The sequence below is a fragment of the Candidatus Polarisedimenticolaceae bacterium genome (assembly GCA_036376135.1).
GTDB lineage: Bacteria > Acidobacteriota > Polarisedimenticolia > Polarisedimenticolales > DASRJG01 > DASVAW01.
Map to the genome: position 1 here is coordinate 1 of DASVAW010000155.1, position 18,796 is coordinate 18,796.

An 18,796-nucleotide genomic window follows, 5' to 3' on the forward strand; every position below is an offset into this window, starting at 1 on the left:
GCGAACGCGATCCCCTTTTCTCGATCGCGGGTCAAGTCCCCCGGGTATTCCCCGATGCGTTCTTCGACGTCGCTCATCCCGTCACCTGCAAAATCCCACTCGGCGCGTGCCGAGAACTCGACACGAGGCGCACACACCAAACGCCGCTGACGAATCGCCGCGCGAGTCGGGACCCGGCTACTCCCTCACCGCCCCCGCCACCGCCTTCTCCAACGCCTTCCCCTCTTCGTTGACCGCGGTGACCCGCCCGTCGGCTGCGACGACGACACTGAAGGGAATCTCCTTCACGCCGAACGCGCGGACGATCTCGGACTCCCACCCCTCGCCGTCGCGGATGTGGCGTCCCGGCGCCTTCTCGTGGGCGATCCACGCGCGAAGCGCGTCGGCCTCGAGCTCGTCGCCGCGATCGAGGTTCACGCCCAGCACCACGACCTTCTCGCCGTGTTTCGTCTCGATCTTCCGCAGCGTGTCCATCTGCTCGACGCAGGGCTTGCACCACGTCGCCCAGAAGTCCACGACGACGACCTTCCCCGCGAGCTCCGCGTTCGAAAGCGTCGCCCCGTCGAGGGCCGCCGCCTTGAACTCGGGAAGCCCGCCGACCCGCAGCGCGAGAACGCCCAACGACGCCCGCAGCGCCTGCGGGTCGCGATACGCGTTGAGGATCTCCGCCGCGCGCTGCGGCTGCCCGGCCGCCCACTCCGTCCGCACGAGCCCCTCCGCCGCCACGAGAGCCAGCGGCGAGTCGGGGAACTTTTCGGCGATCTCGCCGAGCGACGTCCGGATCGACGCAAGCGCCTCGGGAGTCGGAACTCCCTTCTTGTCGCGCTCGCCGTATCGCGCGAGCGCCGAGCACACGAGCGCCCCGGGGCGCAGCTCCGACTCCGGGAACTTCTCCAAGGTGACCTTCGCGACCGCGCCGAGCCGCTTCGCCACGACCTCCGGAACCGAGGTCCAGCGCATCGCGGGACCGCTTCCGTAGATCGTCATCAGGCGCCCGAGCGCCTCGCGGAGATCGGGGGCGTCGGGACGCTGCGCGACGTAGGCCTCGAGGAGCGCCGCGGTCGAGCGCTCGATCGCGCGGTTCCACAGGCGCGTGAGGCGCGGGCCGAACGCCGGGGCGGAGGCCTCCACGACGGCCCGCTGGCGCTCGCGCCCGGCGACGAGCTGGGCGACGTTCGGTGGTGCCGTCCCCGCGATGAAGGCGTCCCATCCGCCCCACGCCCGCTCGACCTCGAGGAGCCTGGGCACCATGTCCTGGAGCCAGAGGAACTCCTCGTTCTTCTTCATTCCGGTCCACGCTTCGGACCGCTCGACCCGCTGCAGGTCGGTGAACCCCCGGACGACGGCGTTCCGGATCTCCTCGAGCGCGACCTTCTTGTCCTCGCGCTGCGCCGCGACGAGCGCGACCGAGACGAACGGCTCGGCGTTGCCGCGGAAGATCGCGATCTGGCCCCGGAAGGCGTTCTCCGCCTGGAGGAGCTCGCCCTTCTTCTGGTGCTCCCGCCCCTTCTCCCCCAGCGCGACGAAGCGCTCCACGTCCCGGCGGGAGAGTCCGAAAAAGAAGCTCGGGTCGGGAAGCTGGTCGCGGTACTCGGCGAGGAGTCGATCGCTGGCGTCACCCTGACCCAGGGTGAAGGCGCCGGGTCCCCCGGAGGACCCGCACCCGGCGGGGCTTCACCCCGCTTCCGCCGGATGGGAGATCGCGAACGACGCGAGGAAAAGCAGGGCGAGCGCGGAACGAACGGGCAGGGTCATGGTCCCCTCCACGAAGAGTGCCGCGAGTCTACACCCGCGCTTGACCCCGGTTCCTTGACCCTTCGCACGGCCGGGGGATACGGTCCGGGCCGGGGAGATCCCGATGTCCGACATGGAAGCCCACCTGCAGCGCCTTCGCGAGAAGAAGGCGACCTCCCACGGCTCGACGAAGGACGCGGCGGTCCAGCACGGCAAGGGGCGCGCGACGGCCCGGGAACGGGTCGCGATGTTGTGTGATCCCGGGACCTTCGAGGAGATCGACACCCTCGTCACCCCGAGGTACGAGAGTTACCTCGGAGGCAAGGGGTCGCGGCCCGGCGACGGCGTCGTCACCGGCTTCGGGCTCGTCCACGGGCGCCACGTCTGCGTCGCGGCGCAGGACGCGACCGTCATGGGGGGCTCGCTCGGCGAGATGCACGCCGCCAAGATCGTCAAGGCGATGAAGATGGCCCTCCAGTACGGCTGCCCGTTCGTCGCGCTCAACGACTCCGGGGGCGCGCGCATCCAGGAGGGGGTGGACAGCCTCGCGGGGTACGCGAAGATCTTCGACGCAAACTGCGAAGCGTCGGGGGTGATCCCGCAGATCTCCGCGATCCTGGGACCGTGCGCGGGGGGGGCCGTCTACTCCCCCGCCCTCACCGACTTCGTCTTCATGACCGACAACTCGTACATGTACATCACCGGCCCCGACGTCGTGCGCGCGGTGATGCAGGAGGAGGTCAGCCACGACGACCTCGGCGGCGGGATGGTGCACGCGACGCAGAGCGGGGTGAGCCATTTCCTCGCGACCGACGACCGCGAGTGCCTGGCCTCCGTGCGCGAGCTGCTCAGCTACCTCCCCGCCAACCACCGCGACGACCCGCCGTACGTCAAGCCGATCGACGACCCCGACCGGCGGTGCCCCGAGCTCGAGCAGATCGTCCCCGTCGATCCGCAGAAACCGTACGACGTCCGGGAGGTGATCGCGAGCCTCGTGGACGACGGGCGTTTCCTCGAGGTCCACGCGTTGTGGGCGCAGAACATCGTCGTCGGCTTCGCGAGGCTCAACGGCTGGGTCGTCGGGCTCGTCGCGAACCAGCCGAAGGTCCTCGCCGGATGCATCGACATCAAGGCGTCGATCAAGGCGGCCCGGTTCATCCGGACGTGCGACGCCTTCAACGTCCCCGTCGTCACCCTGCAGGACGTCCCCGGGTTCCTGCCGGGGAAGGACCAGGAATACGGCGGGATCATCCGGAACGGCGCGCGGATGATCTTCGCCTACAGCGAGGCGACGGTCCCCAAGCTCATGGTGATCCTCCGCAAGAGCTACGGCGGGGCGTATTGCGTCATGAGCAGCAAGGGGCTGCGCGGCGATCTCCTCTACGCGTGGCCCAACGCCGAGATCGCGGTGATGGGGGCGGAGGGGGCCGTCAACATCCTGTTCCGCTCCGAGCTGAACGACGCGCCCGACCCCGACGCGCGGCGCCGGGAGCTCGTCGAGGACTACGAGCGGCGATTCAACCACCCCTACGTCGCCGCCGCGCGCGGCCTCATCGACGACGTGATCGAGCCGCGCGACACGCGCAAGGTCCTCGTGCGCGCCCTCGAGCTGACGCTGTCCAAGCGGGAGGGTCACGTCTCCCGGAAACACGGCATCTCGCCGATGTGAGGGGTGCCTTGTTCCGACGCATCCTGATCGCCAATCGGGGGGACATCGCGGCGCGCATCGGGTCGACCTGCCGCGATCTCGGCATCGAGACCGTCGCGGTGTACGAGGAGGAGGACCGCGGGTCCCTCCACGTGCGCCTCGCCGACCGCTGCGTCGCCCTGCGCTCCCCGCGCGGCTTCTTCGACGTCGAGGAGGTCCTGCGCCTCGCGCGCGAGTCGGAGGCCGACGCGATCCACCCGGGGTACGGGTTCCTCGCCGAGAACGCGGAGTTCGTCGAGGCCTGCGAGGCGGCGGGGATCGCGTTCGTCGGCCCGCCGGCCGACGTCGTGCGCGCCGTGCACGACCGGCCGGGGGCGCTCGCCCGCGCCCGGGCGGCGGGACATGCGACCCTCGAGGCGTCCCCGATCGCGTCGGGGCCCGACGCGAGCGCTGCGCTGCGTCGCGAGGCCGCGCGGATCGGATGGCCCGTCGCCGTGAAGTCGGTCGCGGGCGGGCGCGGGCGCGGCGAGCGGCTCGCGCGGGGACCGGAGACCTTCGAGGAGGCGTTTCGACGCGCCAGCGCGGAGGCGCGGAAGATCTACGGCGACGACCGGATGTACGTCGAGCGCGCGGCGGTTCCCGCGCACATTCTCGGGGTGCAGGTGCTCTCCGACGAAGCCGGCGCGACGATCCAGCTCGGCGAGCGCGAGGGCTCGGTCATCTTCGGGAACCAGAAGATCCTCGAGGAAACGCCGGCGCCGTGCCTGGACGACGACGCGCGCGCGGAGCTCCACGCCGAGGCGATCGCGATCGCCGAGCTGTTCGGGCTTCGCGGCGCCTCGACGGTCGAGTTCCTCCGTCACGCCGACGGCTCGACGTGGTTCACCGAGATCAAGCCGCGCATCCAGATGCCCCATCCCGTCACCGAGCTCGTGACCCACGTCGACCTCGTGCGCGAGCAGATCCGCGTCGCGGCGGGGCTTCCCCTCTCCGACGCCACCCGACGCGCGGTGCCGCACGGCCACGCGATCCAGTGCCGGGTGAACGCCGAGGACCCTCGCGCCCGCTTCCGGCCGACCCCCGGACGGCTGCGCACCGTCCGGATGCCTTCGGGGCCGGGGGTCCGGGTGGACACCTACGTCTACGCCGGGTGCGACGTCCCGGCGCGGTACGACTCGGTCGTCGCCAAGATCGCGGTCTGGGGATCCGATCGCGAGCACGCGATCGGACGCCTGCGCCGCGCGCTGCGCCACGTCGAGATCGTGGGGACGCCGACGAACCTCCCGCTCCTGCAGCGGATCGCCTGGGACGACGCGTTCCACGAGGGGCGCTACGACACCGAGCTGCTCGCCGGACCGGTCGACGCGCTCGCGCGCCCCGGGGAAGGGCTGCGCGGGCTCGCGGCGGCGGCCGCCTTCGCGTGGTCGCGGCGCAACGAGGCGTTCGATCCCGTCGTTCCCGACCGGATGCGCTCGGGGTGGAATCGCTCCCGCCGCGCGAAGGAGGTCTGAGCGCGATGGGCAAGGTCACCGTGAGGCTCGACGGGCAGGTCTTCGAGGTCGAGCTTCCCGCGCACCCGCCCTCCGGCCCGACCCAGACGCTCGTCGTCGACGGCGAGCCGGTCGAGGTCACGGTCCCCGAGGTCGGGGCGGCCTTCGACCAGCTCGAGTGGATGATCGTGGACGGGCGCCCGCTCGAGCTCGTCTTCGAGAAGGACCTCCGCTGGGTGCGCTGCGGGAACGCGATGTACCCGCTGGAGATCCGCGACGCCGAGGCGACGGTCACGCGACCGACCAGCGGCGACGGGCGGGTCAAGGCCCCGATCCCGGGGCAGATCGTCCGCGTCTTCGTCGAGCCGGGTCAGGTCGTCGAGCCGGGCCAACCGCTCGTCGTTCTCGAGGCGATGAAGATGGAGAACGAGATCCTCGCCCCGCGCAGCGGGGCCGTGGCCGCCCTCAACGTCTCCCCGGGGCAGGGGGTCGCGCTCGGGGAGCTCCTCCTGGAGATCGAGTAGGGGTCAAGGACACGCCGCCACGACGCGCGTGCCTCCCCAGATCCCCGGTCCGCACGCGTTCCGGCCGCGCACCAGGTACCAGGTCCCCACGCCCGCGCTCGAATCGCTCCAGGGTCCGTCCGGCAGGAGCGTCGCGGCGCACCCGGCGCGCGCGAAGCTCCGATCGGCGCGAAGCTCCGTCAGGCGTCCCGAAGCGACGTCGATCCGGGTCCCGGAGCCCGTCGACGGCGCGACCGGAGGCCACGACAGCGAGATCGCTCCCGCCCCCTCCTTGCGAAGGCTCAACGGGAGGAGTTCGGGAGGGACGGCGAAGGCCGTCGCGTCGTCCGGCGCGCAGTCGGCGAGGTTCGCGGCGCCGTCGCCGTCGCGATCGGCGGGGGTGCTCGCCGCGTTCGTCGGATCGCTGCGGGCATCGATCTCGTCGCCGTCGAACGCCCCGTCCCCGTCGCGGTCGAGTGCGATACGGGTCCCGGTCCCTGGAGGAACGGCGAGGTAGGTCAGCTCCTGGCCCGGCGAGGCCGCGAGCGCGCGCAGCTGCATGTCCCCCAGCGGCGGTTCGTTCGCGCGGTCGGAGCGGAAGCGGCCGTCCGGCATGCGCACCCAGCTGCGCGCCCGGCCCTGCATCACCCCCCGGACGACGACGTCGCATTCGGGGCGGGGCGCGGTCACCGCCGCGCTCGCGAGCAGCAGGTCGATCCGGCGGTCCGCGGTCGCGGCGTTGGCGGCGGATCGCGTCACCTGCTGCCCGACGACCGGCGCGAGATCCGATTCGAACGCGAGCACGAACTCGGCGACGTCGCGGCGCTGCGTCTCCCCGCCGGGGAACTGGAAGACCCGTGCGCCCAGGAACCGCGTGAGCGTGTCCACCGAGCCGTCGAACGAGAACCCGAAACCGCGGATCTGGTCCCCCTTCGGACCGTTGTCCCCCCCGGTGAACATCGGGTCGGGGGGGCGCCCGAACATGCCGACCTTCGTGTACGCCGCGCGCAGCGTCGGGATCTTGAACAGCTGCGGGAAACCGTCGAAGCTCGAGAACCCGTCGGTGCCGTATTGACCCTTCGACGGATCGATGCGGTGGCAGTTCGCGCACGGACCGGCCCCCGAGGTGCGCACCGAGTGGAAGACGTCGCGGCCGCGGGCCTGGGCGGCATTGAGCGTGTTGTCGAGATTGCGGATCGGGCTCGGCGGCGCGGTGAGTCGCAGGGCGAAGTCCGCGAGCGAGTCCATCGCGGCGGGATCGGGCGCCCCCCCGCGACCGAGCAGGGAGTCGAAGGCGCCCGAGAACTTCAGGAACGCGGCACGCGTGTCGGAGGGATCCCCGTCCCCCGCCGCGCTCCGGTCGCCGCGCCAGTGCAGCGGACCATGCCCCGGCATCGAGCGGAGCGTCTGCGTCGTCATCGGCCCCTTCATCGGGTGGAAGTCCGGAGCCTGGATTCCCGTCGGGAAGCGGAAGGGATTGGAGTTCGGGGCGGTCGGCGCGTCGGGATCGCCGAGGTCCCACGCGAGGTCGTCGACGTCGCCGAAGACGTGGCAGCTCGCGCACGAGGCGTCCCCCTGACCCGAGCTCGCGAAGGCGTCGTAGAAGACCCGGCGCCCGCGGACTACGTCCGGGGACTCGGGGGTCGGGAGCGCGACCCGCGAGAGCACGCGGCGATCGGAAAGGCGCACGGTCGAGACGACGTTGTCGAAGCGCGACGCGACGTACAACCGCCCGCGGGGTTCGTCGAGCGCGAGCCCCGACGGACCGCCGGCGACCTGGATCGCCTCCGACAGGAACGGCTCCCACGATCCCGCCTCGAAGGCGGCGGTGGGAATCACCTGCACCTTCGACGACGAGTACGCGGTCACGTACATCGTCGCCCCGTCGGCGGAAACCGCGATGCCCATCGGCTGCGCGAGGCTGCGCCGCCGCGCCCGGGGCGGGGCGGGCATCGTTCCGGGATCGAGGTGGGGATTCAGCGTGCGAGGCCGCGCGCCGGCGTCGTCGAGGATCGTGATGCGATTGTCCACCGGACGACCGCGCAACGAGCCCCCGGCGAGCACGCCGCGCCCCTCGAACCGGACGTCGTTGCGGGCCTCCGTGTTCGAGACGTACACGCGCCCGCTGACGGGATTCACCGCCAGGCCGAAGAGGACCGTCCCGACGCCGCTCCAGGAGCGGATCTCCCTCGGCGGCGTCGCGTTGGCGTCGATGGCGAAGACGTCGCGATCCGGGAGGGAGAAACGCACGACGTCGTTCCAGCTTCTGCCCGAGCCGTCGCGCCACGCCGTGCCGTCGTGCCGGACGATCAAGGACGCAGGAGGCGCCGGCACTCCCTCGGCGTTGGCGACCGGCCCCGGCATCGCGCCGTCGGGAATCGCGGCCTCGGGGATGGCCGTCGTGCGATTCCCCGAGCGGAAGACCGCGGCGTACACCGTGGCGCCGTCCGGAGCGACCGCGAGCGCGCGCGGCGTGTCGCCGAACAGCGTGACGATCGCGATCGGGTCCCCTCCCGCCCCCGTCCCGAGGCTCAGCGCGTCGAAGACCCACACATCGGCGCGACCGACTCCCGGGGTGAACGGCTGCGGCGAGAGACGGTGGTTCTGCCCCCGGTGCGCGGAGGTCACGAAGGCGCGGCGCCGACCCGGTCCGGCGAACACGACGTCCGCGGGCTCGTCGCCGACCCAGAGGGTCCGAACCACGCGCGGCGGCGCGCTCGCCACGTCCACGACGCTGACGCTGTCGGAGAGATGGTTGACGACCCAGACCTCACCCGGAGTCCTCGCGGCGACCGCGACCGGCTCGAGGCCGACGGGGACCGAGGCCGACCAGCGCAGCCCCTCCGCGACGACGTCGAAGATCTCGAGGCGATGGTCGGGGGTGTTGACGGCGAACAACCGCATCCCGTCGGCGGAAAGCGCGAGCGGCCGCACCGGACCGGACTCGAAGAGCGGCCCGGCCCCCTGCGCCGCCACCCCCCTGGAGGCGGCCAACACGATGAGCCCGGCAACGAGGTGACGAAGCATCGGAGGCCCCCCGGACGCCGACGCTCATACGGCGATCCCGATCCCGGCGACCAGTCTTTTCTGCCGGATGTGCCGATCCAGCAACGAGACGTGTCACAACAACAATCCCGCACACTCCGCGACGACTCCGTTTACGATCCGCACGAAGGAGGTGGCCCCATGCCGTTCGGAAGTCTGTGGCTCCCCGTCGTCGTCTCCGCGGTGGCCGTGTTCCTCGCGAGCTCGGTCGTGCACATGGTTCTCAAGTACCACAAGGCCGACTACAGGCCGTTCGCCAACGAAGCGGAGGTCGGCGAGGCGATCCGGAAGGGGAATCCCGGCCCGGGGTTGTACGTGATCCCGCATTGCGCCGACATGAGCGAGATGAAGGACCCCGCGGTGATCGCGAAGTACGAGAAGGGGCCGGTGGGGCTCCTCGCGGTGCTGCCGACGGGCGTCCCCAACATGGGGAAGCTCCTCGGGCTCTGGTTCGGCTTCTGCCTGCTGCTGAGCTTCGTGATCGGCTACGTCGCCCGTCACACGCTCAGCGTCGGTTCGGACGGCATGTCCGTCATGCGCGTGACCGGGGCGATCGCCTTCATCGGATACGGGATGTCGTCGATCATCGACTCGATCTGGCACGGGGTTCCCTGGTCGAACACCGGCCGGGCGCTGATCGACGCGGCGATCTACGCGGTCGTCACGGGGCTTGCGTTCCGGCTGCTCTGGCCGTCCTAGGCAGCTCGAGCGCCATCAGGTCCTCGCCGAAGATCACCTCGCCCGGGTAGGTCTTGCGGATCTCGGCGAGGACCGCCTCGCGGTCGAACGCCGCGTCCCCCGGGACGTAGTGGCTGAGGACGAGCGTCTTCACCCCGGCGTCCGACGCGATCTTCCCGACGTCGCGGTACCTCGTGTGGCTGTTGAGGACGTGTTCGACGAGCGGGTGCCCCTTCGGTTTCCCCAGCGCCGCCACGATCCCGTCGTCGTCCAGGATCAGCACCTCGTGCACGAGGACCTCCGCGCCCTTCGCGAGGCGCACGAGATTCTCCGAAGGCGCGGTGTCCCCGGAGATCACGACGCTCCACCCTTCGCCGTCGAAGCGGTACGCGAACGCCTCCCGGATCGGCGGGTGCGCGACGCGCGCCGCGGTCACGGTCACCCGATCGTCCTTCAGGACGACCCCTTCGCCGCGCAGCTCGTGGACCTCGACCAGATCGCGCAGGTCGGCCCGTCCCTCGTCCACGATGCGCGTCTCGACGTCGAAGGCGTTCGCCTTCAGCCCCGCCTTCACCGCGTGCCCGAGCGGTCGCGGGCCGTGAATCGTCACCTTCGTTTCGAGCCCCGCCGCCCAGGCGAGCAGCGGCAGGGTGACGAGATCCGCCGCGTGATCCGAGTGGTGATGGGTCAGGAAGAGGTGGCGCAGGCTCGTGAAGGGAAGTCCCGCGAGGCGCATCTGGCGCCCGACGCCGTTCCCGGCGTCCACGACGTAGATCCGGTCGCCGACCACGATCGCCTGCGACGGCGCCGCGCGGAGTTTCTTGGGGGTCGGGCCGCCTGCGGTGCCGAGGAGAACGAGGGAGGCGGCGAGGGCGAGGCTCGGGAGCACGCGTCACTCCTTCAGCCGGTAACCCACCCCCGGCTCGGTCACCAGATACCGCGGCCGGGCGGGCTCGGCCTCCAGTTTGTGCCGCAGGCCGTGCATCTGGACGCGCAGGTAATGGGGGCTCCCCACCGCGCCGGGTCCCCAGACCTCGGTGAGGAGCTGGCGTTGCGTGACGACCTTCCCGGCGTGGCGCACGAGCAGCGCCAGCAGCTTGAACTCGGTCGGCGTCAGGTGGACGTCCTTCCCCTCCACGCAGACCCTGTGCGCGGCGAGGTCGACCTCGAGATCCCCCGTGCGGAAGACCGCGCCGGGCGCGTTGCCCGCGACCCGCGCGGCGTGGCGCAGGGCCACCCGCAGGCGCGCCAGCAGCTCCTCGACACCGAACGGTTTCGTGAGGTAGTCGTCCGCCCCGGCATCCAGCGCGGCGACCTTGTCCCGCTCGAGCCCCCGGGCCGACAGGACGACGATCGGCACCGGAGACCACTCGCGGATCCGCTTCGTGACCTCGAGGCCGTCGAGGTCGGGAAGGCCGAGGTCCAGCAGGATGATCTCGGGAGCGCGCGTCGCCGCCAGCACCAGGCCGTCTTCTCCGTTCTCGGCTTCCAGGAGGCGGTACCCGTGCGCCGGAAGGGCCGCCCGCAGAAAGCGGCGGATCTGAGGGTCGTCCTCGACCAGGAGCACCGTGGATTCCGGCGCGGTCACGGGGCGGTCTCCGCGGCCGGGGGCTCTCCCGTGAGGGGGAGGGTGAAGCGGAACGCGGCACCGCCGCCGGGCCGATTCTCCGCCCAGATCCGACCGCCGTGGGCCTCGACGATCGCACGGGCGAGCGCCAGGCCGAGTCCGACCCCCTGCCGCGCCGGGGCGTTCTCGCCCCGGAAGAACTTCTCGAAGATGCGGGATTCCTCGCCTTCCGGGATACCCGGCCCGCGATCGAGGACCTCGACGGTCACCTGGTCCGCCCCCGCGGAGGCGCCGAGCTCGATCGTCGTCCCCGGAGGGGTGTAGCGGAGGGCGTTCTCGACGAGGTTCACGAGCACCCGCTCGACGAGGACGTCGTCGAGGGGAACGAGCGGGAGGTCGTCGGGGAGACGCAGGACCACCTCGCGCTCCCGGAGCTGTCGCTCGAGGTCGTGCAACGCGGCGCCGACCACCTCCTCGAGCGGCTGCCATTCCCGCCGCAGCGCGACCCGGCTCCCCTGAAGCCGCCCCATGTCGAGGAGGTTGTTCGCGAGGCGCCCCATCCGGTCGGCCTCTTCGTGGATGGTCAGGACGAGCTCGCGGCTCGAGGCGGCGTCGAGCCGGTCGCTGCTGAAGGCGAGGCTCGACGCGGCGCCGGAGATCGCCGCGAGCGGCGTGCGCAAGTCGTGCGAGACGGCGGCGAGGAGTGCGTTTCGCAGGCTCTCCCCCTCGGCGGCGAGACGGTTCCGGTGCGCCTCGCGTGCGAGCAAGGCACGCTCGAGGGCGAGCGCCGCCTGGTTCGCGAAGGCGTCGAGCAGGTGGCGCTGGTCGGTCGTGAACGGCGGACGGCCCGCCCCGGCGTGCACGCCGAGGACGCCGACGACGCCCCGGCTCCCGGTCAGCGGGAGGTAGAGCCCTTCCGCCCCGGAGAGGGTGTCGGTTCCCTTCCCCGCGGGGGCGCCGTGCCCGCCGACCCAGGAGGCCACCGCGACCTCCTTCGCGTCCCTCGCAAACGACGGCGGCGCCTCGCCGCGCACCTCGAGCATGCCGCGGTCTCCGGGGAGGAAGACGGCGGTCGCCGCGTCGAAGACCTCCTCCACGTGACGGCGCACCGCCCCGATCATCGTGTCGAGGCTCCGCGTCCCCGCCAGCTCGCGGCTGAGCGCGTAGAGGGCCCCCGTGCGACGCTCGCGCGCCCGCGCGACGTCCGCCTGGAGCTTCACCCGCGCCGTGAGGGTGCTGAGGATCGCCGCGACCGCCGCCATCACCGCGAAGGTGACCACGTATTGCGCGTCGGCGACGGCGAACGTGAAGTGGGGAGGGATGAAGAAGAAGTCGAACGCCGCCACGCCGAGGACCGAGGCGAGCAGGGAAGGACCGCGCCCCCACCGTGTCGCCACGACGACGACGCCGAGCAGGTAGACCATCACGAGGTTCGACCGCTCGAGCCAGGGGAACCCCGCAGCCGCGACCGCGGTGCAGCCGCCGGTCGTCGCGACCGCCCGGGCGTAGCCGCTCCAGTCCACCGGGGCCGGCACGGCCGAGGACCTCGTGGGGGCGCCGCGCTCGTCGCCGTGCACGATGAACACGTCGATGTCTCCGCTCGCGCGGGCGAGGCGCGTGACGAACGAGCCCGACCAGAGCTCGCGCCACCGCCAGAAGCGCGCGGGTTTCCCCACCACGATCTTCGAGACGTTGCGCGCGCGGGCGAAGGCGACGATCTCCTCGACGGCGTCGTGGGCGGTGAGCGTCACGGTCTCGCCGCCCAGCTCCTCGGCGAGGCGCAGCGCATGGTCGGCGTAGGCCTGGTCCTCCTTCGACAACGCCGCGTGCCGCGGCTGCTCGACGAAGAGCACCGTCCACGACGCGCGAAGCCGGCGGGCGAGCCTGCGTCCCGCGCGGACGAGGCGCGCGGCGGAGGGGCTCGGGCTGATGCAAACCAGCAGCTTCTCGGCGATCGGCCACGTCCGCTCGGCCCCTTCGGCCCGCCGGTAGACCTGCATCTGCGCGTCGACGCGATCCGCCGTGCAGCGAAGCGCCAGCTCCCGGAGCGCGATCAGGTTTCCTTTCCGGAAGAAGTTCGCGACCGCGCGCTCGGCCTGTTCCGGGACGTAGACCTTGCCGTCCCGCAACCGACCGAGGAGCTCGTCGGGGGGGAGGTCGATCAGCTCGACCTCGTCCGCGGACTCGACGATCGAGTCGGGGACCGTTTCGCGGACGGCGACCCCCGTCACCTGCGCCACGAGGTCGTTGAGGCTCTCGAGGTGCTGGACGTTGAGCGTCGTGTAGACGTCGATGCCCGCCGCGAGGAGCTCCTCGACGTCCTGGAACCGACGCTGGTGTCGGGAGCCCGGGGCGTTGGTGTGCGCGAGCTCGTCGACGAGGATCAGCCCGGGCTTGCGCGCCAGGGCGCCGTCGAGGTCGAACTCCCTGAGGATGCGGTCGCGATACGGGACCCGGTGCGGCGGAATCTCGGGAAGGCCGACGAGCAGCGCGTCGGTCTCGGCGCGACCGTGGGTCTCGACGTAGCCGACGACGACGTCGATCCCCTCCTCGAGCCGCTCGTGTGCCGCCTGGAGCATCGCGTAGGTCTTCCCGACACCCGCGACGGCACCGAAGAAGACCTTGAGGCGGCCGCGCCCCGCCGACCCTTCCTCCTGCTGCACGCGAGCGAGGAGCGCTTCCGGGTCAGGTCTCCCGTCGGCCATGGCTTGCCTCCAGCCCGGATTGTTTCACGCCAATCCGACCGCGACGAGGACGAGGTCGATCGCCTTGATGCCGACGAACGGCAATACGACCCCGCCCAGGCCGTAGACGAGCATGTTGCGGCGCAGGACGGCGGCGGACCCCAGCGGCCTGTAGGCCACGCCCTTCAACGCCAGCGGAATGAGCGCGATGATGATCAGCGCGTTGAAGATCACCGCCGACAGGATCGCCGACTCGGGCGTCGCGAGCCGCATGACGTTCAGGACGCCGAGCTGGGGAAACGCCAGGAGGAACATCGCGGGGAGGATCGCGAAGTACTTCGCGACGTCGTTGGCGATCGAGAAGGTCGTCAGCGCCCCGCGGGTCATGAGCAGCTGCTTGCCGATCTCGACGATCTCGATGAGCTTCGTCGGATTGGAATCGAGGTCGACCATGTTCCCCGCTTCCTTTGCGGCGGTGGTCCCCGTGTTCATCGCCACGCCGACGTCGGCCTGGGCGAGCGCCGGGGCGTCGTTGGTTCCGTCCCCGGTCATCGCGACGAGTTTTCCCGCGGCCTGCTCCTTCCGGATCAGCCGCATCTTGTCCTCGGGCGTGGCCTCCGCGAGGAAGTCGTCGACCCCCGCCTCCTCCGCGATCGTCGCCGCGGTGAGCGGGTTGTCCCCGGTGATCATGACGGTCTTGATCCCCATCGCCCGCAGGGCCGCGAAGCGCTGGCGTATCCCCCCCTTCACGACGTCCTTCAGGTAGACGACCCCGAGCGCGCGACCGCGCTCGGCCACGACGAGCGGGGTGCCTCCCCCGCGCGCGATGCGATCCACGATCGCCTCGAGGTCGTGCGGCGCCGACCCGCCGCTCTCCTTCACGTACCTCGCCACCGCGTCCGACGCCCCCTTGCGGATCTCCCTCCCGTCGAGGTCGATGCCCGACATGCGCGTTTGCGCCGAGAAGGGGACGAATCCCGCCGACTTGTCGGCCAACTCGCGCCCGCGAATCCCGTACCGCTCCTTGGCGAGGACGACGATCGAGCGCCCTTCCGGGGTCTCGTCCGCCAGGGAGGCCAGCTGCGCCGCATCCGCGAGCTCGCCTTCGCTCACTCCGGTCACCGGGATGAGCTCCACGGCCTGACGGTTCCCCAGCGTGATCGTGCCGGTCTTGTCGAGCAGGAGCGTGTCCACGTCCCCCGCGGCCTCGACGGCGCGCCCGGACATCGCGAGGACGTTGTGCTGGACGAGCCGGTCCATCCCCGCGATCCCGATCGCCGAGATGAGGGCCCCGATCGTCGTGGGGATGAGACACACGAGCAGCGCGATCAGGACCGGGATGGGGATCTCGGTGCCGGCGTACGCGGCGAGCGGCCGGAGCGTCACGACGACGATCAGGAACACGAGGGCCAGGACCGCGAGCAGGATGTTCAGGGCGAGCTCGTTGGGCGTCTTCTGCCGCTCGGCCCCCTCGACGAGGGCGATCATCCGGTCGAGGAAGGAGTGACCGGGGTCGGAGGTCACGCGAACCTGGATCCAGTCCGACAGGACGCGGGTCCCGCCGGTCACGGCCGACCGGTCTCCGCCCGCCTCGCGGATGACCGGGGCCGACTCCCCGGTGATCGCCGACTCGTCCACCGACGCCACGCCCTGCACGATCTCGCCGTCCGATGGGATGATCTCCCCCGCGCGCACGAGGACGCGGTCGCCCTTGCGCAAACTCGCCGCGGGGACCGCCTCCGTCCGCTCCCCGGACGTCAGCCGGTGCGCCATCGTTTCGGTCCGCGTCCTGCGCAGGGTGTCCGCCTGTGCCTTGCCGCGCCCTTCCGCCATCGCCTCGGCGAAGTTCGCGAAGAGCACCGTGAACCAAAGCCAGCAGGCGACCTGTCCGGTGAACAACGACGGTTCCCGGAAGAACTCCACCGTCGTCAGCAGGCTGCCGACCTCGACGATGCACATCACCGGGTTCTTGACCTGCCTGCGGGGATCGAGCTTCCGGAACGACTCCCGGATCGCCGGCACCAGGATGACGGGGTCCCACATCGCACTCTCCTTGGTTACCTGTCGAGCGTCCGGTCCAGGTCGAGATTCAGCTCCAGCACGTTGACGCGCGGCCTCCCCAGGAACCCGAGCGTCGGGCCTTCGGTGTGGGCCCGGACGATCTCGCGCACGCGGTCGGGGGTCGTGCCCCGGGCCGCGGCGACGCGGGGGACCTGGAGCTCGATCGCCGCGGGGGAAAGATGCGGATCGAGTCCCGAGCCGCTCGCGGTGACGAGCTCCGCGGGAACGGGGACGGGGACGGACCCGAACGCCTCGAGGCGGCCCCGGACGGCGGCGAGATGCTCCGGATTCGACGCAGCGTAGTTCGTGCCTCCGGCGGAGGCGGCGTCGTAGTCGACGGCGGAGGGGCGCGGGTGGAAGTACTGGGGCCGGGTGAACCCCTGCGCGATCAGCCGGGAGCCGACGACGGTGCCGTCGTCGCGCAGGATCAGGCTGCCTTCCGCCTGCGCGGGGAACAGCACCCGGCCCACGGCCCACACGACGAGGGGATACCCGCCCCCCAAAAGAACCAGAGTGATCAGGGTGAATCGAAGGCCGAGCCCGAGCTCCCGCAGCATGTCGCCTCCCTCACATGGCCAGGTGCTCGGCGATCGGGCCGAGTACGGCGACCGGCAGGAACATCAGCAGTCCCAGGACGACGATCACCGCCCCGAGCGTGGCGCCGAAGGTCACGCTGTCGGCCCGGAGCGAGCCCGCGGTCTCGGGGGCGGCGGGCTTCGCCGCGAGGGAAGCCGCGAGCGCGAGGGGTGCGAGGATCGGGATGTAGCGCGACAGCAGCATCACGAGACCCGTCGAGAGGTTCCAGAACGGCGTGTCGTCGCCGAGCCCTTCGAAGCCGGAGCCGTTGTTCGCGGTCGCCGACGAGAACTCGTACAACATCTCGGAGAAACCGTGCGGTCCCGGATTCTCGAGCCAACCCAGCGTCGCCCCGGGGTCGGCGGTTGTCGCCCAGACCCAGCAGGCGACCGCGGTCCCGACCAGGATCGCGAACGGATGCCAGAGCAGCGCCACGCTCGCGAGCTTCATCTCCTTCGCCTCGACCTTCTTGCCGAGGAGCTCGGGGGTGCGGCCGATCATCATCCCCGCGACGAACGCTGCGACGACGATGAAGATCAGCATGTTGACGAACCCGACGCCGACTCCACCGAAGACGCAGTTCAGCCACATCCCGAGCATCGGCAACAGCCCGCCCAGCGGCGTCATGGAGTCGTGCATCGTGTTGACGGAGCCGTTGGAGGTCGCGGTCGTGGTCACCGCCCACAGGGCCGAAGAAGCGACCCCGATCCGTACTTCCTTCCCCTCCATCGAGCCGCCCGCCTCGAGCGCGATCCCGGCGGCGGTCATCGGCAGGTAGAGGGCCAGCATCGTCGCGAACACCATCACCGCGAAGCGTCGGCGCCCGAGCATCCGGCCCAGCGTCCAGACCATGGCCATGGGCAGGACCGCGATCGCCCACAGTTCGACGAGGTTCGTGAGCGGCGTCGGGTTCTCGAACGGGTGGGCCGAGTTCGGCCCGAAGTATCCCCCGCCGTTGGTCCCCAGCTGCTTGATCGCCACGACCGCAGCGGTGACACCGCGGGCGATCGACTGCGTGTCCCCTTCGACCGTCGTCGCCTGCGCCGCCCCCTGGAACGTCGCCGGGGTCCCCTGGGAGATCAGGAAGATCGCGACGGGAACGGCCAGCGGCAGGAGCACTCGTACGGCGGCCCGTGTGACGTCCACGTAGAAGTTGCCGAGGTGCGTGAGGCGGCTCCCGGCGAGCCCCCGGATGACCGCGATGCACGCCGCGATGCCGGTCGCCGCGCTCGCGAACTGGAGGAAGGTGACGACGAACATCTGCGAGAAGTACGACAGCCCCGTCTCCCCGCTGTAGTGCTGCAGGTTCGTGTTCGTCGTGAAGCTCGATGCGGTGTTGAATGCGAGCGTCGGCTCCATCCCCCCGATTCCGTCGGGGTTCAGCGGCAGCAGATGCTGGAACGTGACGATCGCGAACGCGACGACGCCCATGACGAGGTTGGAGACCAGCAGCGAGCACGCGTAGGCTTTCCAGTCCTGCTGCGCGTCCGGGTCGACGCCGGTGGCACGGAGCACGAACCGTTCGATCGGGACCATCACGGGATCCAGCCGGGTCCGCTCCCCCGTGAACACCCTGAACATGTACCGACCCAGGAGAGGGCTCGTCGCGATCGTGAGGGCGATCGTGACGGCGACGGCGAGGTATTCGACTCCCATCCGCACCTCAGAACCGTTCCGGGCGCAGCATCGCGTAGAGCAGGTACGCGAACGCCAGGATGCTCAGGATCAACGCGACGATCGCCATGGTTCCGCCTTCCTCACCAGGCGCCCTGCGCGCCGTCGAATCGGCAGACCGCGCCGACGAAGACCGTGTCCTGGTGGTCGCGGCGCTCGCCGTCTGGGAGAGCGCCGCGATCGGCTCGAAGCCCGCGGTCCGGAGGCACGCGCGAGAGAAGCGGCTGTCGTCCTTCGCGTGGCGGGACGCCGAGCTTCACGTTTTCGAGGGGTTCGGCAGAAGCATCCGCGGCGGCGAGTCCGATCGCCGCTTCCGGGCTCCGTCCCGCGTGGTTCCTCACGCGGAGAGGTGTATCGCCGCGCGCGTCAGGATGGGATCAGGACTCGGGCCTCGGCCGTTAGGAACGCGTACGGACTGCCCGGCGCCGCACGCCCGGCTCGTTCAGCGTGGGCATCACCGGATCGATCGGCTCGAGGAACGGGAACCGGTGAAAGTCCGTGTCCCGCGTGTAGATGCGACGGATGCCGTGTTCTCTCATGAGGATCGCGGTGTGCGTGTCGTGGAGGATGTTCCCCGACAGGTGCGGGACCTCCTCGAAGACTCTCGCCGCGACCTCGGCATGACGCTGCGTAGGCCCCAGTACCGTGAGACCCGGAGAACCGAGCAAGGACCGGACGAACCGGAACGAGGCCGGAGCGGTCCACGGCTTCCGGAATACACGCGGGTGGGTCGTGATCCTGAGGAACTCGTACACGACCCCCCAGGTCAGGAACCAGGCATCGGCGCCGGCGTGCCACTCTCCCAGCCGCCGGCGACACGTCTCGTGGAAGGGAGAGCTCGCATCCGCGGCGTGGACCAGCACGTTGGTGTCGACGACGAACATCAGCGTTCGTCCATCGCGTTGTAGAGGGCCTCCCGATTGTCGATGTCCACCAGCGCGCCGCCGCTTCGGAACGTCGGGAGCTCCGGCAGTGCCACCGGCTCCCGACGGGTCCGTAGCAGCTGGCGCAGAGCAGTCTCGACGAGCTCGGACATGGTCTTGCCCTGCCGGGCGGCCTCCTGTTTGAGCTGCGTCATGACCTGGTCGTCGATGTTGAGCGTCGTCTTCATATGGATAACCATACGCCACGAACGG

General features: G+C 70.8%; 15 protein-coding genes. 4 read left to right on the top strand and 11 right to left on the bottom strand.

Annotation, left to right across the window (positions count from 1 at the left end; all coding sequences use genetic code 11):
- Positions 1-177: 177 nt before the first annotated feature.
- The gene (locus VF139_16240; GenBank protein HEX6852946.1) at positions 178-1,536 is read right to left on the bottom strand and encodes a TlpA disulfide reductase family protein; all 1,359 of its coding nucleotides are present in this window, start codon (positions 1,534-1,536) and stop codon (positions 178-180) included.
- A 322-nt stretch (positions 1,537-1,858) separates the two neighbouring features.
- Here VF139_16240 and VF139_16245 point away from each other — a divergent pair, with 322 nt between their 5' ends.
- From VF139_16245 to VF139_16255, 3 genes are read left to right on the top strand one after another with little or no spacing between them, the layout of a single operon-like run.
- Positions 1,859-3,403 (top strand): acyl-CoA carboxylase subunit beta, encoded by a 1,545-nt coding sequence (locus VF139_16245; protein ID HEX6852947.1) that lies wholly within the window; start codon positions 1,859-1,861, stop codon positions 3,401-3,403.
- Between the two features lie 8 nt (positions 3,404-3,411).
- Positions 3,412-4,893, top strand: coding sequence for a biotin carboxylase N-terminal domain-containing protein (locus tag VF139_16250; GenBank protein ID HEX6852948.1), 1,482 nt, complete (start codon positions 3,412-3,414; stop codon positions 4,891-4,893).
- Positions 4,894-4,898: 5 nt separating this feature from the next.
- Positions 4,899-5,396: a biotin/lipoyl-containing protein gene (locus tag VF139_16255; GenBank protein HEX6852949.1), complete on the top strand. Its 498-nt coding sequence runs from the start codon at positions 4,899-4,901 to the stop codon at positions 5,394-5,396.
- A gap of 3 nt (positions 5,397-5,399) precedes the next feature.
- Here the strand turns inward: VF139_16255 and VF139_16260 are convergent, their stop codons facing one another.
- A complete protein-coding gene (locus VF139_16260) occupies positions 5,400-8,402 on the bottom strand; it encodes a hypothetical protein (protein HEX6852950.1) in 3,003 nt (1,000 codons plus the stop codon).
- A 159-nt stretch (positions 8,403-8,561) separates the two neighbouring features.
- On the opposite strand from VF139_16260, the gene VF139_16265 reads away from it, so the two are divergent.
- Entirely contained in the window at positions 8,562-9,119 is a 558-nt protein-coding gene (locus tag VF139_16265) for a hypothetical protein (GenBank protein ID HEX6852951.1), read from the top strand.
- Here VF139_16265 and VF139_16270 read toward each other — a convergent pair.
- From VF139_16270 to VF139_16310, 9 genes are all read right to left on the bottom strand, one after another.
- A complete protein-coding gene (locus VF139_16270; GenBank protein ID HEX6852952.1) occupies positions 9,082-9,987 on the bottom strand; it encodes an MBL fold metallo-hydrolase in 906 nt (301 codons plus the stop codon). The genes VF139_16265 and VF139_16270 overlap by 38 nt on opposite strands.
- 3 nt (positions 9,988-9,990) lie before the next feature.
- The gene (locus tag VF139_16275) at positions 9,991-10,686 is read right to left on the bottom strand and encodes a response regulator (protein HEX6852953.1); all 696 of its coding nucleotides are present in this window, start codon (positions 10,684-10,686) and stop codon (positions 9,991-9,993) included.
- Positions 10,683-13,370: a sensor histidine kinase KdpD gene (locus tag VF139_16280; GenBank protein ID HEX6852954.1), complete on the bottom strand. Its 2,688-nt coding sequence runs from the start codon at positions 13,368-13,370 to the stop codon at positions 10,683-10,685. The genes VF139_16275 and VF139_16280 overlap by 4 nt, the downstream gene beginning before the upstream one ends.
- A gap of 24 nt (positions 13,371-13,394) precedes the next feature.
- The gene (gene kdpB / locus VF139_16285; GenBank protein HEX6852955.1) at positions 13,395-15,392 is read right to left on the bottom strand and encodes a potassium-transporting ATPase subunit KdpB; all 1,998 of its coding nucleotides are present in this window, start codon (positions 15,390-15,392) and stop codon (positions 13,395-13,397) included.
- A gap of 14 nt (positions 15,393-15,406) precedes the next feature.
- Positions 15,407-15,967, bottom strand: a complete 561-nt coding sequence (gene kdpC / locus VF139_16290; protein ID HEX6852956.1) for a potassium-transporting ATPase subunit KdpC — start codon at positions 15,965-15,967, stop codon at positions 15,407-15,409.
- A gap of 10 nt (positions 15,968-15,977) precedes the next feature.
- Positions 15,978-17,642 carry a potassium-transporting ATPase subunit KdpA gene (gene kdpA / locus VF139_16295; protein HEX6852957.1) on the bottom strand — a complete coding sequence of 555 codons (1,665 nt, stop codon included), beginning with the start codon at positions 17,640-17,642 and terminating at the stop codon, positions 15,978-15,980.
- Positions 17,643-17,743: 101 nt separating this feature from the next.
- A complete protein-coding gene (locus tag VF139_16300; GenBank protein HEX6852958.1) occupies positions 17,744-18,001 on the bottom strand; it encodes a hypothetical protein in 258 nt (85 codons plus the stop codon).
- A gap of 57 nt (positions 18,002-18,058) precedes the next feature.
- A complete protein-coding gene (locus VF139_16305; GenBank protein ID HEX6852959.1) occupies positions 18,059-18,544 on the bottom strand; it encodes a TA system VapC family ribonuclease toxin in 486 nt (161 codons plus the stop codon).
- Positions 18,544-18,771 carry a DUF6364 family protein gene (locus VF139_16310; protein HEX6852960.1) on the bottom strand — a complete coding sequence of 76 codons (228 nt, stop codon included), beginning with the start codon at positions 18,769-18,771 and terminating at the stop codon, positions 18,544-18,546. The genes VF139_16305 and VF139_16310 overlap by 1 nt, the downstream gene beginning before the upstream one ends.
- Positions 18,772-18,796: the final 25 nt, after the last annotated feature.

Bases quoted from the DNA above. Each gene is read 5' to 3' on its own strand.
- kdpC (HEX6852956.1), bottom strand. From the start codon at position 15,967: ATGCTGCGGGAGCTCGGGCTCGGCCTTCGATTCACCCTGATCACTCTG.
- VF139_16260 (HEX6852950.1), bottom strand. From the start codon at position 8,402: ATGCTTCGTCACCTCGTTGCCGGGCTCATCGTGTTGGCCGCCTCCAGG.
- kdpA (HEX6852957.1), bottom strand. From the start codon at position 17,642: ATGGGAGTCGAATACCTCGCCGTCGCCGTCACGATCGCCCTCACGATC.
- kdpB (HEX6852955.1), bottom strand. From the start codon at position 15,392: ATGTGGGACCCCGTCATCCTGGTGCCGGCGATCCGGGAGTCGTTCCGG.
- VF139_16255 (HEX6852949.1), top strand. From the start codon at position 4,899: ATGGGCAAGGTCACCGTGAGGCTCGACGGGCAGGTCTTCGAGGTCGAG.
- VF139_16305 (HEX6852959.1), bottom strand. From the start codon at position 18,544: ATGTTCGTCGTCGACACCAACGTGCTGGTCCACGCCGCGGATGCGAGC.
- VF139_16280 (HEX6852954.1), bottom strand. From the start codon at position 13,370: ATGGCCGACGGGAGACCTGACCCGGAAGCGCTCCTCGCTCGCGTGCAG.
- VF139_16245 (HEX6852947.1), top strand. From the start codon at position 1,859: ATGTCCGACATGGAAGCCCACCTGCAGCGCCTTCGCGAGAAGAAGGCG.
- VF139_16310 (HEX6852960.1), bottom strand. From the start codon at position 18,771: ATGAAGACGACGCTCAACATCGACGACCAGGTCATGACGCAGCTCAAA.
- VF139_16265 (HEX6852951.1), top strand. From the start codon at position 8,562: ATGCCGTTCGGAAGTCTGTGGCTCCCCGTCGTCGTCTCCGCGGTGGCC.